The sequence below is a fragment of the Chthoniobacterales bacterium genome, assembly GCA_035274845.1.
Taxonomy (GTDB): Bacteria; Verrucomicrobiota; Verrucomicrobiia; order Chthoniobacterales; family UBA10450; genus AV80.
Genome location: DATENU010000011.1, coordinates 1 through 13,275 on the forward strand (window position 1 = coordinate 1; position 13,275 = coordinate 13,275).

A 13,275-nucleotide genomic window follows, 5' to 3' on the forward strand; every position below is an offset into this window, starting at 1 on the left:
GGCCAAAGTCGCCCGGAGCGCAGATTCGGCCGGAGCGCTGGGAGCCAGACCTTCCGCGGTGATTTGCGAAGCCTGCGGGCCGCTTCCCCAATTGTCGTTGGTCGCGATGACGGCGCCGGAGGCGTCATACAGAGTAATGACCGGATCGGCCAGAGCGCCGGCGAGGCCGGTATTGCTGAGCGAAGGCCCGAGGGCGCGCAGCACCACCGTCTTGGCTTCGTTCCCGGTGACGATAAATCCGCCGATGAGAGCGTTGGCGCCGGTCCCGACCATTCCGCGGGTGGAAAGGTTGAGCGCCTGCGGTCCCACCGCCGGAAAGGCTGTGTTCTCCAAATGGAGCGGCACCGTGTTATAGGCCATGTTACAAGCGAACGTCGCATACTGGTAGGCAAAGATCAGCTTGCCGCTCGCGTCCAAGCCGAGCAGCTGTGCCGTTGGCGCCGGAGGTCCAGGGAAGCCGACCATGGCGTAATCGATCACGTAGTTGAGCGGCGCGTCTTCGTAAATGCTGCCGCAGAACGGGCTCGAAATGACTTGTCCCCGATCGTAGTTCCAAACCTCGGTCGCCGTCTTTGCCTCCAGGTCCAGTCGATACTTGCGAACGGTTGTGTAACTGCGGTTCTCACCAGGGGGCATTTGGAACTGACTGGCAGACCCGTTATCAAACAGGAGAAGGTTCTGATCAAAGGTGATGGAGAGGGCATGCTGGCCGATGGGCGGAAGGCTGCCCGCCGGCACGGTGAGCGCATACTTCGCCAGGGACGGGAACTGGTACCACTTCTTGGTCGTGTCACCGAGGATCCATTTGATCTCATCGGTCTTGTAATCGAGGCAAATGACAAAGCTTTCCCGGCTCGAGAAGAGCACGGAGTCGTCCGCGCGGTTATAAGTCGCGGCGTTGCTGTGGAACCAATCGTGGGGAAAAGGAGAGATGAACTCGCTGGGATCATCCCCGCCCGCAATCATCGCCTTGCCAATGATGTCCGCGAGGTCCCAGCGTTTGAGGACATTGCCGGCCCGGTCGACTTCGAAATAGATGGACTCGAGTTGCTCAGGGGTATCCGGTTCCAAAAGCAGGCCGAACTTTCCGAAGTCGATATTGTGATCGAAAACAGTGGCGCCGGTGTCCTGGTAATTGTGGAGCAGGCTGACGGTGCCATCGAGCTCCACCCGATAGAGATCGGCGTGCCGGGTTTGATAGATGGCGCTATCGAAAAAGATGGAAGGTTTGTCCGGGAAGTTTGTCGGGGCAATCCAACGCAACGCACCGTCTGTATCGATGATCACCGGTTGGGCACCGCTGGGACACCCTCCCTTCACCAGCATGTAGTCATAGCTCAGGGTCCTGTCGTTCGTTCTGGGCTGCAGGAGCGTGGGACTGTCCAAACCGCAGGGATGAGTGTAGCCGGCGGTGGTGATCGTGGTGCTGGCCTCCTTCGAGGAGCCGTCGTTGAAATAATACTTTAGCGTAACCATGTTGCTGAAACCGGCGTAGAGTCCGTAGACAGGCAAGAGAATGTCCCCGGAACCGGCCTGCAAAAAGCCGCGCTCGATCAAGTAACTCCTCGCGTAGTTTCCTGACAAAGGCCGGGTGACCGAGCCAGCCTTCGGAGCGACGGTAAATTGGATGCCTTTGAGGTTGCTGGTGTCACTGACGTTCAGCGTCACCTGGCTAATGAACGGCGTGACCCCCGGTGCACTCCCCACGATGACGATGGTGGTGTCACCCGCCTGATCCGCCCTGGCGTCAGGAATCGGCGCAATCCCCAGGAGGACGACGACGATAAAACCGACAAAAAAGGTTTTCATGCGGCTGGCTAAGACTGTGCTGAGCGGCGTCGAGCGTTGGACCGATGTCGCTGGAAGATTATATAACGTTTGCACGGAATTAGCGAGTGTCCCGAAAACGGGCGCCGTTCGGAGCCCGGCCGGATTCCGGCAATCCCACCGCTCCGTTGCTTAGTCAAGTCCCGGGTGTTACCCTCGCCGCTCCGCGATGAGCCAGAATTACAAGGATAGTCTGAATCTGCCAAAAACGGATTTCCCGATGAAGGCAAACCTCGCCAGCCGCGAGCCGGAAATGCTCAAGCGATGGGAGGAGGCCGGACTTTATGGGCAAATCCAGGCGGCGCGCGCGGGAGCGGAGTTATTCGTTCTCCACGACGGGCCCCCCTTTGCGAATGGCGACGTGCATATGGGCACGGCGCTCAACAAAATCCTCAAGGATTTGGTCGTGAAATCGAAAACGATGGCTGGTTTTCGCGCGCCGTATCTGCCGGGCTGGGACTGCCACGGATTACCCATCGAATACAAAGTGGTGAAGGAGTCGCGCGGGTTGTCGCCGCTCGAAGTGCGGAAGCGATCGGAAGCGTTCGCGCGCAAATTCATCGACATCCAGCGCGGGCAATTCAAGCGGCTGGGCGTTTTTGGCCAATGGGAAAGGCCTTACCTCACGCTGAACCCTGAATACGAAGCCGAAATTCTCCGAGCCTTCGCCATTTTCGTGGAGAAAGGGCTCGTTTACGAGAGTCTCAAGCCGGTTTTCTGGAGCAGCGGCGCGCAAACGGCGCTGGCGGAAGCGGAGGTGGAATATCAGGACCGCCAGGACACGGCCGTTTATGTGAAGTTTCCGATTGTCTCCGGTGACCTCGCCGGAAAGGCGAGCATCGCGATCTGGACGACAACGCCATGGACGTTGCCGGCAAACCTCGCCATCGCTGTTCATCCGAAGGAGCTCTATGTCAGGCGCGAATTCCGGAAGGAGGGCGTTTCCGAGATGCTCGTGCTCGCCGCCTCGCTTGTGGAAGCATTTTGCGCCTCGACCGGGTTCGAGCCAACGGGCGAACCGGTCAGCTCATTTCCCGGCAGCCAGCTCGAGGGGGCGACGGCCCAGCATCCGTTCCTCCCGCGCACCGCGGCGCTGGTCGCGGCCGATTTTGTCACCATGGACTCGGGCACCGGAGCGGTGCACATCGCGCCGGGACATGGTGAGGAAGACTATTCGTTAGGCCGGGCCCGCGGACTGCAGATTCTTTCGCCGGTCGACGACCATGGGAAATTCACTGACGAAGCTGGGTTGCCTGACCTGACGGGCAAATATGTCTTCGACGCGAACCCCGACATCGTGGCCTTGCTGCGTTCGAAAGGGATGCTGCTCGCGGAACAGGTTTACCAGCATTCCTATCCGTATTGCTGGCGCTCGAAGACGCCGATCATCTTTCGCGCAGTCGAACAATTCTTCATCCGGATCGACGACCTGCGCGCGAACGCGCTGGCGGCCATCAAAGGAGTGAACTGGATTCCCGCCTGGGGCGAGAACCGCATCGCCGGCACGGTGGAATCACGGCCGGACTGGGTGATTTCCCGGCAGCGCAGCTGGGGAGTGCCGTTGCCGGTGTTCTATTCGGCCGGCGGCGAAACCATTCTTGATCCGAAATGGATCCGGAAACTGGCGGACGTCGTCGAAACGCGCGGCTCGAATGTCTGGTTCGAACTGGATGACGCGACCCTGGCCCGCGAGCTCGGTTTGCCGGAAGGAACGCGGCATCGCACCGACACGATCGATGTCTGGATCGATTCCGGCGTCTCGCATTACGCGGTCCTGCGGCCAAACCCTGAGCTGCGCGATCCGGCCGACATGTATCTCGAGGCGACCGATCAGCACCGCGGCTGGTTCCAGTCCTCGCTCATGACCAGCATCGCGTTGCACAATCGGTCCCCCTACAAAACCTGCGTCACACACGGCTTTGTGGTCGATGTCGACGGCAAGAAAATTTCGAAGTCGAGCAGCTACACGAAGCCGATGGACGCTGGCCATTTCGTGACGAAGCACGGCGCCGATATTGTGCGGCTCTGGGTCAGCAGCATCAATTACACGGACGACGTGCCATTTTCGGAGGAAATGTTTACCCGGCTCGGTGACACGTATCGGCGGATCAGGAACACATTGCGCATTCTGCTGGGGAATTTGTCTCCCCAAGGAGCGGCGCTTTCCCAACCGCCGTCTTTGAGCGTGACTCCAGAGGGCGGTTTGGAAAGCGCCCCTCCTTGGAGCTTCACGCTGGTCGATCGCTGGATTCTGGACCGGCTCGAGAACGTAATCGCGGAGTGCCGCGCCGCCTACGCCGCTTATGAATTCCACAAGGTGTACCACACGCTGAATCAATTCTGCGCCGTCGATCTCAGCAGCCTTTACATCGACATTACCAAGGATCGAATGTATTGCGATGCGCCCGATTCCCCCCGGCGCCGCGCTACCCAAAACGCGATGCGCCATATCTTTGACTCGCTCTGCCGGTTGTTGGCGCCGATCCTCGTTTTCACGGCGGAAGAAGCGTGGGGATACCTCGGCGGGTCCGATTCGGTCCACCTTCAGACGTTCCCTGGAGGAGATGCGCAGCGTCGAAGTCCGAAGGTAGTGGAACAAGTCACGGACCTGTTGAGTCTGCGCGCGCTGATCGGCCAGGCGGTGGAACGCGCGCGCCAGGAGAAGCTGATCGGCAATGCCCTCGAAGCCGCGGTCACGTTAACTTGCGACGAAGCGATCGTCGGCGCGATTCCGAAAGAGGAGCTCGAGGAATTCTTTATCCTCAGCGATCTGACTTTGCAGCCGGGCAAGGAATCGGCCGCTTCCATTTCCAAAACCAGCCACCAAAAATGCGCGCGCTGCTGGCGGCACCGGCCCACGGTCGGGAAGAGCTCCGCGCATCCGGATTTGTGCGATCGCTGCGAGGTAGTCGTCACGGCGTAATCCAAATGAAATACATCCTTTTGCTGTCGTTGCCGCTCTACGCGCTCGACCAAATCACCAAGGGACTCGTCCTGCGTAACATCCACCCCGACGACCTGCGGGTCATCATTCCGGATTTCTTCAGTATCGTGAATATCACCAACGACGGGGCGGCGTTCGGATCGTTCAAGAACAACAACACGTTTTTTATCGTGCTGTCGTGCGTTGCGTTTTCGGTGGTGTTTGCCTTGCTTGTCCGGCGCCGTTCCCGCGACATTCTGCGCGACGTTTCGCTGGCCTTGCTACTCGCCGGGATCATGGGCAACCTGACCGACCGTTTTCTGCACGGTCACGTCATCGATTTCGCGCTCTTCGATCTGCATGTCCCGTTCGCGCACCCCTGGCCCGCGTTCAATGTCGCCGACTCATGTATCTTCATTGCGGTCTTTTGCTTTATCATTCATTCCTTCCGGAAACGGAAAGAGACGTAGCCGCACGATGAAGATTAGCCGCCGATCCTTTCTCAAAGCTGCGGCGGCAATGGGTGCTTCGCTTGCATGGGTCGGACCAGCCCGCGGTTCGCGTGTCCGCTGGCAGGACCGGCGTGATCTCTATCCTCAAGGGGTCGCCTCGGGCGACCCCGACCCGCACAGTGTCATCCTGTGGACGAGACGTCCGTTCGATCAGGGCACCCGCCAGCTCCTAACCGTCGAGGTAGCCGAGGATGAGGCATTCCGCCGAGTCATTGCGCACGCGCGGGCACCGGTCTCGAGCGCCGCGGACTGGACCGCGCGCGTCTTAATTGGCGGACTCAAGCCGGCGCGCACTTACTGGTATCGCTTTACCGACACCGACGGGAATGGCAGCCGAGTCGGCCGCACGATTACCGCGCCGTTGCCGAGCGATCCCCGCACGGTGAACTTCGCATTCGTCAGCTGCCAGGACATCAACGAGGGCAAGCTCAACGCCTATCGCCGGATGATTTACGAAGATGAGCGCGCTCCCGACGCCGAGCAGCTGGATTTCGTTCTGCACCTCGGAGATTTCATCTACGAGGTGGTCGAGTATCCCGACGAGGTGAAGACGCGCTATGACCGCACGATCTACGAAGTCACCCGCATCCCGGACGGCCACAAGGTCGGCAATTTCCACATCCCGCTGACCGTTGATGGCTACCGGGCCATCTACAAAGGCTATCTCGCTGATCCGGATCTCCAGGACGCGCGCGCTCGCTGGCCGTTCGTCGCGATCTGGGATAACCACGAATTCTCCTGGCAGGGTTGGCAAAGCATCGTCAAGGCTGGGAAGTTCGAGCAGCCGGGCCAGAGCGTGAAGGTCGCGGCGAATCAGGCCTGGTTTGAATATATCCCCGCACGTATCGATCGTCCCGGCGGCTCGCTCGAGCGCTTCGATCCACCGGCCGTAAAGAACGTTCCGATCGACAAGTTCGATAGCGATGGGCTGGGAATGGAACCGAACAACCTGACGGCGATTAACAGCCTCAAGGGTTACCGGGCGCTGCGGTACGGCCGCCACCTGGACCTGATCATTACCGACCAGCATAGCTATCGGAGCGCGGATCCCTTCAGCGATCCGTCTCTTGGAAAACTCGGCGGCGACGAGTTCATCGGAATGGCTTCTGAATCTCTGATGCAAATTCTCGACGGCGGCCGCGCCTTCAACGGCGGCAATCCTCCTCCGGAAGTTCGGTTCAACGATGCGCATGTCCCCAACCCGCAACGGAGCGCGCCGCCGCAAACGATTCTTGGTGCGGCGCAGAAGGCTTGGTTCAAGGACAAGCTCAAGAGCTCAAAAGCTGCGTGGAAAATCTGGGCAAACTCCATGGGTGCGCTCGATGAGCGCGCCGACCCGCAGAACCTGCCGCTCGGTCTCACCAAGGAGGCGTGGCCGAAAGAGGGCGGCTACGCGAACATGGGCGGGGGTGATTTCGGTACCGCTTACCTGGAGCGCGCTGAAATCTACAATCTCGTGCGCGACGCGAAGATCACAGGCTTCGCCATCGTCTCGGGCGATCGCCACAGCTTCTGGGCCGGATATGCGACCGCGGAACTTCCGCCCGGCAAGTTCGAGCCGGTCGGCTTGAGCTTCATTGGCGCGTCACTCACCAGTCCCGGTCCTATGGAAGCTAATGAGCATAATCTTAAGAAGGATGCTCCGCTGCGCGCGCTGTTTCTTGCGGACAAGGAGGCGGGGGCCCAGCCGGAATGGACCTTCAACATGCTGCTGAGGCACGGTGTCCGTTCCTGCCTCGAATATGCAAAGAGCTTCGACCTGAAGCGTGCGCGGTCGCTTTCCAATCCTGACCTCGCTCCGCACCTCGAGTTCGTCGACCTGGGAGGACACGGTTATGCGAAGGTCCAACTGTCGGCCGATGTGATGCGCACCGAGTTTGTCTGCGTCCCGCGCCCCATTACCCGCAGCGAAAAACCAGACGGCGGGCCGCTCCGGTATCGCACCTTGCACACCGCCGCCCTCTGGAAGAGCGGCGAGCGCCCGCAGCTGAAGACATCCGTTCTCGAAGGCGACGCTGGACTATCGATTTGACCGCGCCGCGTTAAAGGGAATCAGCGACGTGAGCCGAAGGCTTTTACGTGGCTTGTGCCGGCGGTCATTACGGCCAGACGGTCGACTCCGAATCCGTGACCTTTGTTGGAGCACGAGACGCCGGCCCCATGTCGAGATTCACACACTGACCCTGTTTTTGTTCCTGGTAGGAATAGAGTGCCCTCGTGTTTTCCGCGTGGAAGACGAAATAATCCATCGAACATAATTGATCCGGACGGCTGGGTTTGGCTCGCCACAATCTTTCCTTCGCACGCATCAACAACGATGCCTTGCTTCTTCTACGTGGGATCGCTATTCCACAAGGATATTCCCCATGGAATTTGATGCCTTCCTCTGCTACAGCCATACGGATTCCCATCTTGCCGGCCTCATAGCGGTCAGACTAAAGAAACTAATCGGCAGCGCTCGTGGTCAGCATCGTGGACGCATTTTCCACGATGTCTCAGATCTTTCGGCTGCGGCGAACTTACGCCCGACCATTCTGAAAGCCCTCGATGACTCCCGATTCCTGATTCTTCTGGCTTCTCCGAGCGCAGCGCGGTCTCAGTGGGTCAATGTCGAAGTGGAGTATTGGTTGAAGCGCAATTCTCCCGAAACTATTTTGGTTGTTCTTACAGACGGACAAATAGTAGGCGACCGATCCGGAGTAACGCACGGCCAGCCGGCCACTACAGCCCTCCCACCATCGCTAATCGGAGCGTTCGCTGTTAACGCGGTGTACATTGACCTGCGGTGGGCGAAGAACGCCACTGCCGATATTACCGATCGTTTCGAGTTTGCTCAGGCCGTGGCTCGATTAGCAGCCGCTGTGACCGGGCGTTCGGTTGACGATATCGTTCAGCGGAGCGCCCGACGGGTCCGCCAACGTAGGCAACTGCTAATTATGTCAGCCGGGGTGCTGGGGCTTTTCGCGGCCGCTTTTTTTTGGCTAAGCATCCAACGGACACGTGATGCACTGGTTTTGCGTGAGAGCGCACTTCGAGCGCGCGCGGTCGCCGAGCAACTAAATCAGGAACTGACTGCTCTGCAGGCGCGCCAAACGACTCTGGAGAGCGAACTGTTATTTCGGCAACCGTTCAGCTGGCTGTCTCCTGGCAACGAAGGCCAAGGACTTTCCTTGTCGCCGCTGTTGAACAACGAGCAGCTGCGCATTCCAGATCTTTTGGCTGCTATCGGGCCCTCACAGGTCGACAATTTTGTATTCCAGCGCCTAGCGAGAGAGCGACTCCAGGAAATCGAGACTCTGAACCGCCTACTCCAAGAACAAAAAGACCGACTCCAGAGTCAGAAGACGCTAATCGATTCCCTGCTTAAACCTGAGGTGCCGAAGCAAGGAATGGTGGTTGAATTTATCAAGACCAATGCGGCGCTTCTCTCCGCTGGCTGCGCGATCACTCTCGCGTTGCTGGCGCTGTCTACGCGTTACGTCGATATCCTGCTAGGATTTGATCTCCCGATTGTGCGGAACATCGCGGCTTTATTCTACCTGACTCGCATTGGGCGGTACCGACTCTTTTCTCGATACGAAAAGAACCTGTTGAAAGACGAACAAATGGCGGCGGCTTCCAGTCGCTATGTCGATTTGCCGTTCGAGACAAAGGGCGTAGAATGCGAAGATAAGGCTTCCCTTGCACGGGCGCTGACTGCAGTTCTGACTTTGGAAAATGCTTCCGTGATAGCTGAAGGGGGTAAAGGAAAAACGACCCTAGCGTATAAGATAGCGTTGGCAGTACTGCGCGGAGAATTGCAGCCTGAGGGAAAGCCGACGACGCCCATCGTGGTCGATGGGTTGGAGTACGATGGAGATCTTCTCGGTTCCATTACGACCAGTCTCCAGCAGCGCAAGGTCACCATTAACCGGGAAGTCGTGAAATCACTCCTGAAGGCTGGTCACCTCTTTGTCACGTTCGATGGTTGGTCGGAAGTGCGAGAGTTTTATGTAGCGACTCAGTCGCAGACGGAGGTGGCTAACCTAATCAGGCAAAATGCGGCGAGTCGCTTTTTATTTACTTCCCGAAATGAGCTCCCGGCTTCGCTGCAGGAGGCTCTCGGAAGAACTCGATTCTATTTGAAGGATGTGAATGCTGAGTCACTCGAAACATTCCTGAAGCAGTACCTGCCTGCGGGCACCGATGCCGCCAAACTATTGGAGGATCGCCTCCAAGATACTTCGATGGAAGTTCCCTGGACGCCGCTGATGTTACGCATGGTCGCTCGCATTTACGGGCAACATTCCAAGATCCCCACAGAACGGATCGAGCTATTTGAAGAATATTTTCATGAGTTGCTAGATGATCGCGTAGTCGGAAACGCGGACATCAGCGGTTTCACTTACTTGGTAGAACATTTGGTTCGAAGCACATTCCTTGCATCACACGGTGTTCGGGGTTTCGAGATCGAAAAAGGCGTTTCCTTGTTGGAAAACATCAAAGCCAAATTGGAAAGCTATAATATTCGGCAACTTCCGATCGACCTAATACGCAAACTGGGCGGTGCGGGACTGTATCAGCGAAAAGGAAGTCGCATCCGTTTTTTTCACGACTCGTTTGAGAGTTTTTTTGCCGCCCGCTGCTTGTACCAGGATGTAAAGTCAGGATTAACTGAGACTTTGGCGCACTGCGCCAACGAACCACGCCTCGCCGAGCCATGGCAACTCCTGCACGAAATCGCGACTCGCGAGCGAGATCAAAGCCTGCTGGAGCTGATGGCCCAATTGAGCCAAGCCAAAGCTATAAGATCTGAGGCTTTCGCTTAAGAAAGGATCACGGGGGATCAGGGCTTACTTTCGTCACAAACTGTCACTACTTAGCTCTGATCCCTTTTCGCTTTTCTGTAAGTTCGAGCCCGTCGGCCTGAGTTTCGTCGGTGCGTCTCTCACCAGCCCCGGCCCCATGGAAGCTAATGAGCACAATCTTAAGAAAGACAATCCGCTCCGATCGCTCTTTCTCGCGGACAAGGCGGGAGCGGAGAAGCCGGAATGGACCTTCAACATGCTGCTGAGGCACGGCGTCCGTTCGTGCTTGGAATACGCGAAGAGCTTCGATCTGGAGCGAGCCCGGTCACTCTCCAACCCGGACCTAGCTCCGCACCTCGAGTTCGTCGACCTGGGAGGACACGGTTATGCGAAGGTCCAACTGTCGGCCGATGTGATGCGCACCGAGTTTGTCTGCGTCCCGCGCCCCATTACCCGTAGCGAAAAACCAGACGGCGGGCCAATCAGGTATCGGGTATTACACACTGTGGCACTGTGGAAAAGCGGAGAGCGCCCGCAGCTTAAGACATCGGTTCTTGAAGGGGACGCTGGACTGTCGATTTGAATGAAACCAGCGGTCGCGGACCCGTAAGAAAGCTCCGTCTCCGGGCAGGAAGTAGCGGATCGCGCGCGACTAATGCACAGGGACCTCGGAGCCGACATGCGGCTCCGGGAGATAGAAGAACAGAATGCCGACGATCAGGTAAACCGAGAGCAGCTGCACTCCCTCGATCCAGTTCGTTTCGCCGTCGCCGCTGATCTGGAAAATAATGTAGACGGACGCAACCACGGCGAAAATTTCCGGCAGGGTAAACTCGAGGTCCATCGGGCGGCCGAAAAAGTAGGAGAGAAAAACCAGGAGCGGGGCGACGAAAAGCGCGATCTGCAGGCTCGAACCAATGGCGATGCCGACACTGAGATCCATTTTGTTTTTCATGGCCATGACGATGGCGGTCGAGTGCTCCGCGGCGTTACCGACAATCGCCACCACGATCACGCCGACAAAAACTTCCGTCACGCCGAAGGAAGCGCGGACACTTTCGATCGTGCCGACAAGAAATTCCGAGAGGACTGAAACTACCGCGGTCGCGATCACGAGGATTACCGCCGCTTTTGCGGAGCTCCAGTGCTCGACGTGTTTATCCAGCTCCCCTTCGCTCCCGACGAAGAAATGTTTGTGCGTGCCCAGGGCGAACCAGAGCATGCAGAGGTAGGTCAGGAAAAGAACGATGGCGATGCTTAACGAAAGCTGGCGCTCGACCACCGGGCTCCACCCTTCGGGACTGGCGGCGGCGGCCATGTGAAAGACGGTCGGAATGATCAGGGCAATCGCGGCGAGGGAGAGCGAAATGACCACGGTGCGGGCGCCCGTCTTGTTAAAACGCTGTTCCTTGTGTTTGACCCCTCCGAGGAGAATCGACAAACCGAGGACGAGGAGAATGTTCCCAATGATCGAGCCGGTGATCGAAGCCTTCACCACGTTCGTCAGGCCCTTCGACAGCGCGATCCCGGCGATGATCAATTCGGCCGCATTCCCAAAAGTGGCGTTGAGTAATCCACCGAGGCCTTCGCCCATCCGCGACGCGAGCGCCTCAGTGGCGCGCCCGATCCAACCGGCCACTGGAATAATGGCGAGGGCCGAGCAAATGAAGAGCGCGGTCGGATTGGCTATCGCGGGCCAGAAACGCAGGGCGATCGCGACCGGAACCAAAACGAGCAGCCAGTTCATCCAGGATTTCATCTGTTGGACTTTATCGGCTAAGATGGCGTTCGGTTCTACCATGAAATCAGCGATGGAAGACACTGCTCGCGAGATCGTGCGCAAATTGCGCGCGGCGGGGCACGACGCGTACTACGCCGGCGGCTGCGTCCGCGACCTCTTGAGCGGGACGCCGCCGAAAGACATCGACATCGCCACGGATGCGCGGCCGGAAGCTGTGCAAAAGCTTTTCCCGCGAACCTACGCGGTGGGCGCGCATTTTGGCGTCATTGTCGTGCTGGAGAAGGGTTTTCAGTTCGAGGTCGCGACCTTTCGTTCGGATGGAGTTTATCTCGATGGCCGGCGACCAATCGAAGTGCATTTCGCCACCGCGAAGGAAGACGCGGCCCGGCGCGATTTCACTATCAACGGAATGTTCTTCGATCCGGAAAAGGAGGAGATCATCGATTTCGTCGGCGGTCGCGCGGATCTGAAGGCTGGAATGATTCGCGCCATCGGCGATCCCGCCCAGCGTTTCGCCGAAGACCGGCTGCGGATCCTGCGCGCGGTCCGGTTTTCTACCGTTCTTGGATTCGAGATCGAACCCGCGACCTGGGATGCGGTCATCGCCCATGCCGCCTCGATCAATGAGATCAGCGCCGAACGAATCCGGGAAGAGCTGGTTCGAATCTTTCTTTCGCCGAATCGCGTTCGCGGGTGGGATTTGCTCGACGCGAGCGGATTGATGCGCGCGCTTCTTCCGGAACTCGAGGCGATGAAAGGCTGCCAACAACCGCCCCAATTCCATCCTGAAGGCGATGTCTTCCAGCACACCCGGATCATGCTGGAGTTGCTGCCTGAGGACGTTTCCCTTCCGCTCGTTCTCAGCGTTCTCTTCCACGACATCGGCAAGCCGCCGACTTCAGCGGTGGACGAAGAAGGGCGTATCCGTTTCAACGGGCATGACCGCGTGGGCGCCGAAATGACCGAGGCGATCATGGAGCGGCTTCGATTTTCGCGCGCTGAAATTGAGGCGACGGTGGAGGCGGTTCGGCAACACATGGTGTTCAAGGACGTGCCGAATATGCGGGTCGCGAAACTGAAGCGCTTCATGGCGCGGCCGACCTTCGACGACGAATTGGAACTTCACCGGGTCGATTGTGCGAGCAGCCACGGGATGATGGATAACTATGATTTCCTGCGGCAAAAAAAGGAGGAGTTCGCGAACGAGCCCATCATTCCGCCGCCGCTCGTGCGCGGAGATGATTTGATCGCGATGGGAATGAAGCCAGGGCCGAAGTTCGGGGAAATTCTCGAGGCGGTTGAGACGCGGCAATTGGAAGGAGCCCTCAAAGACCGCGAGGAAGCGCTGGCGTGGGTGAAGGCGGAATTCTTGCTGAGTGAAGAGGGGGAACCTCCAACGTCCAACGTCCAACGTCCAACGTCGAACTAAGAGACGCCCCAGCTGCTTTTTTTCTGCAATTGGACGTTGGACGTTGAGCGTTGGAC

The 13,275-nt window shown here is 58.3% G+C and carries 9 protein-coding genes; 6 read left to right on the forward strand and 3 right to left on the reverse strand.

Annotation, left to right across the window (positions count from 1 at the left end):
* Positions 1 to 1,809 (reverse strand): aryl-sulfate sulfotransferase (locus VJU77_06630; GenBank protein HKP03028.1); only part of this gene is annotated, 1,809 nt, incomplete at its 3' end.
* A 238-nt stretch (positions 1,810 to 2,047) separates the two neighbouring features.
* Between VJU77_06630 and ileS the strand changes: the two genes are divergently transcribed.
* The 3 genes from ileS to VJU77_06645 are packed head-to-tail and all read left to right on the forward strand — an operon-like array spanning position 2,048 to position 7,294.
* Positions 2,048 to 4,750, forward strand: a complete 2,703-nt coding sequence (gene ileS, locus VJU77_06635) for an isoleucine--tRNA ligase (protein ID HKP03029.1) — start codon at positions 2,048 to 2,050, stop codon at positions 4,748 to 4,750.
* A gap of 5 nt (positions 4,751 to 4,755) precedes the next feature.
* Positions 4,756 to 5,220, forward strand: coding sequence for a signal peptidase II (gene lspA / locus VJU77_06640; GenBank protein ID HKP03030.1), 465 nt, complete (start codon positions 4,756 to 4,758; stop codon positions 5,218 to 5,220).
* 7 nt (positions 5,221 to 5,227) lie between these two features.
* Positions 5,228 to 7,294: an alkaline phosphatase D family protein gene (locus VJU77_06645; GenBank protein ID HKP03031.1), complete on the forward strand. Its 2,067-nt coding sequence runs from the start codon at positions 5,228 to 5,230 to the stop codon at positions 7,292 to 7,294.
* Between the two features lie 67 nt (positions 7,295 to 7,361).
* On the opposite strand, the gene VJU77_06650 is transcribed toward VJU77_06645, so the two are convergent.
* Positions 7,362 to 7,511, reverse strand: a complete 150-nt coding sequence (locus VJU77_06650; GenBank protein ID HKP03032.1) for a hypothetical protein — start codon at positions 7,509 to 7,511, stop codon at positions 7,362 to 7,364.
* 117 nt (positions 7,512 to 7,628) lie between these two features.
* Here VJU77_06650 and VJU77_06655 point away from each other — a divergent pair, with 117 nt between their 5' ends.
* Together VJU77_06655 and VJU77_06660 are read left to right on the forward strand one after the other, a co-directional pair.
* A complete protein-coding gene (locus VJU77_06655) occupies positions 7,629 to 10,070 on the forward strand; it encodes a TIR domain-containing protein (GenBank protein HKP03033.1) in 2,442 nt (813 codons plus the stop codon).
* Between the two features lie 136 nt (positions 10,071 to 10,206).
* Complete coding sequence (locus tag VJU77_06660) at positions 10,207 to 10,632, forward strand: hypothetical protein (protein ID HKP03034.1); 426 nt, start codon at positions 10,207 to 10,209, stop codon at positions 10,630 to 10,632.
* Between the two features lie 69 nt (positions 10,633 to 10,701).
* Here VJU77_06660 and cax read toward each other — a convergent pair whose 3' ends face one another.
* Positions 10,702 to 11,808: a calcium/proton exchanger gene (gene cax, locus VJU77_06665; GenBank protein HKP03035.1), complete on the reverse strand. Its 1,107-nt coding sequence runs from the start codon at positions 11,806 to 11,808 to the stop codon at positions 10,702 to 10,704.
* A 40-nt stretch (positions 11,809 to 11,848) separates the two neighbouring features.
* Here cax and VJU77_06670 point away from each other — a divergent pair, with 40 nt between their 5' ends.
* Entirely contained in the window at positions 11,849 to 13,219 is a 1,371-nt protein-coding gene (locus VJU77_06670; protein ID HKP03036.1) for a CCA tRNA nucleotidyltransferase, read from the forward strand.
* Positions 13,220 to 13,275: the final 56 nt, after the last annotated feature.

Bases quoted from the DNA above. Each gene is read 5' to 3' on its own strand.
- ileS (HKP03029.1), top strand. From the start codon at position 2,048: ATGAAGGCAAACCTCGCCAGCCGCGAGCCGGAAATGCTCAAGCGATGG.
- lspA (HKP03030.1), top strand. From the start codon at position 4,756: ATGAAATACATCCTTTTGCTGTCGTTGCCGCTCTACGCGCTCGACCAA.
- VJU77_06645 (HKP03031.1), top strand. From the start codon at position 5,228: ATGAAGATTAGCCGCCGATCCTTTCTCAAAGCTGCGGCGGCAATGGGT.
- VJU77_06650 (HKP03032.1), bottom strand. From the start codon at position 7,511: ATGGATTATTTCGTCTTCCACGCGGAAAACACGAGGGCACTCTATTCC.
- VJU77_06655 (HKP03033.1), top strand. From the start codon at position 7,629: ATGGAATTTGATGCCTTCCTCTGCTACAGCCATACGGATTCCCATCTT.
- VJU77_06660 (HKP03034.1), top strand. From the start codon at position 10,207: ATGGAAGCTAATGAGCACAATCTTAAGAAAGACAATCCGCTCCGATCG.
- cax (HKP03035.1), bottom strand. From the start codon at position 11,808: ATGAAATCCTGGATGAACTGGCTGCTCGTTTTGGTTCCGGTCGCGATC.
- VJU77_06670 (HKP03036.1), top strand. From the start codon at position 11,849: ATGAAATCAGCGATGGAAGACACTGCTCGCGAGATCGTGCGCAAATTG.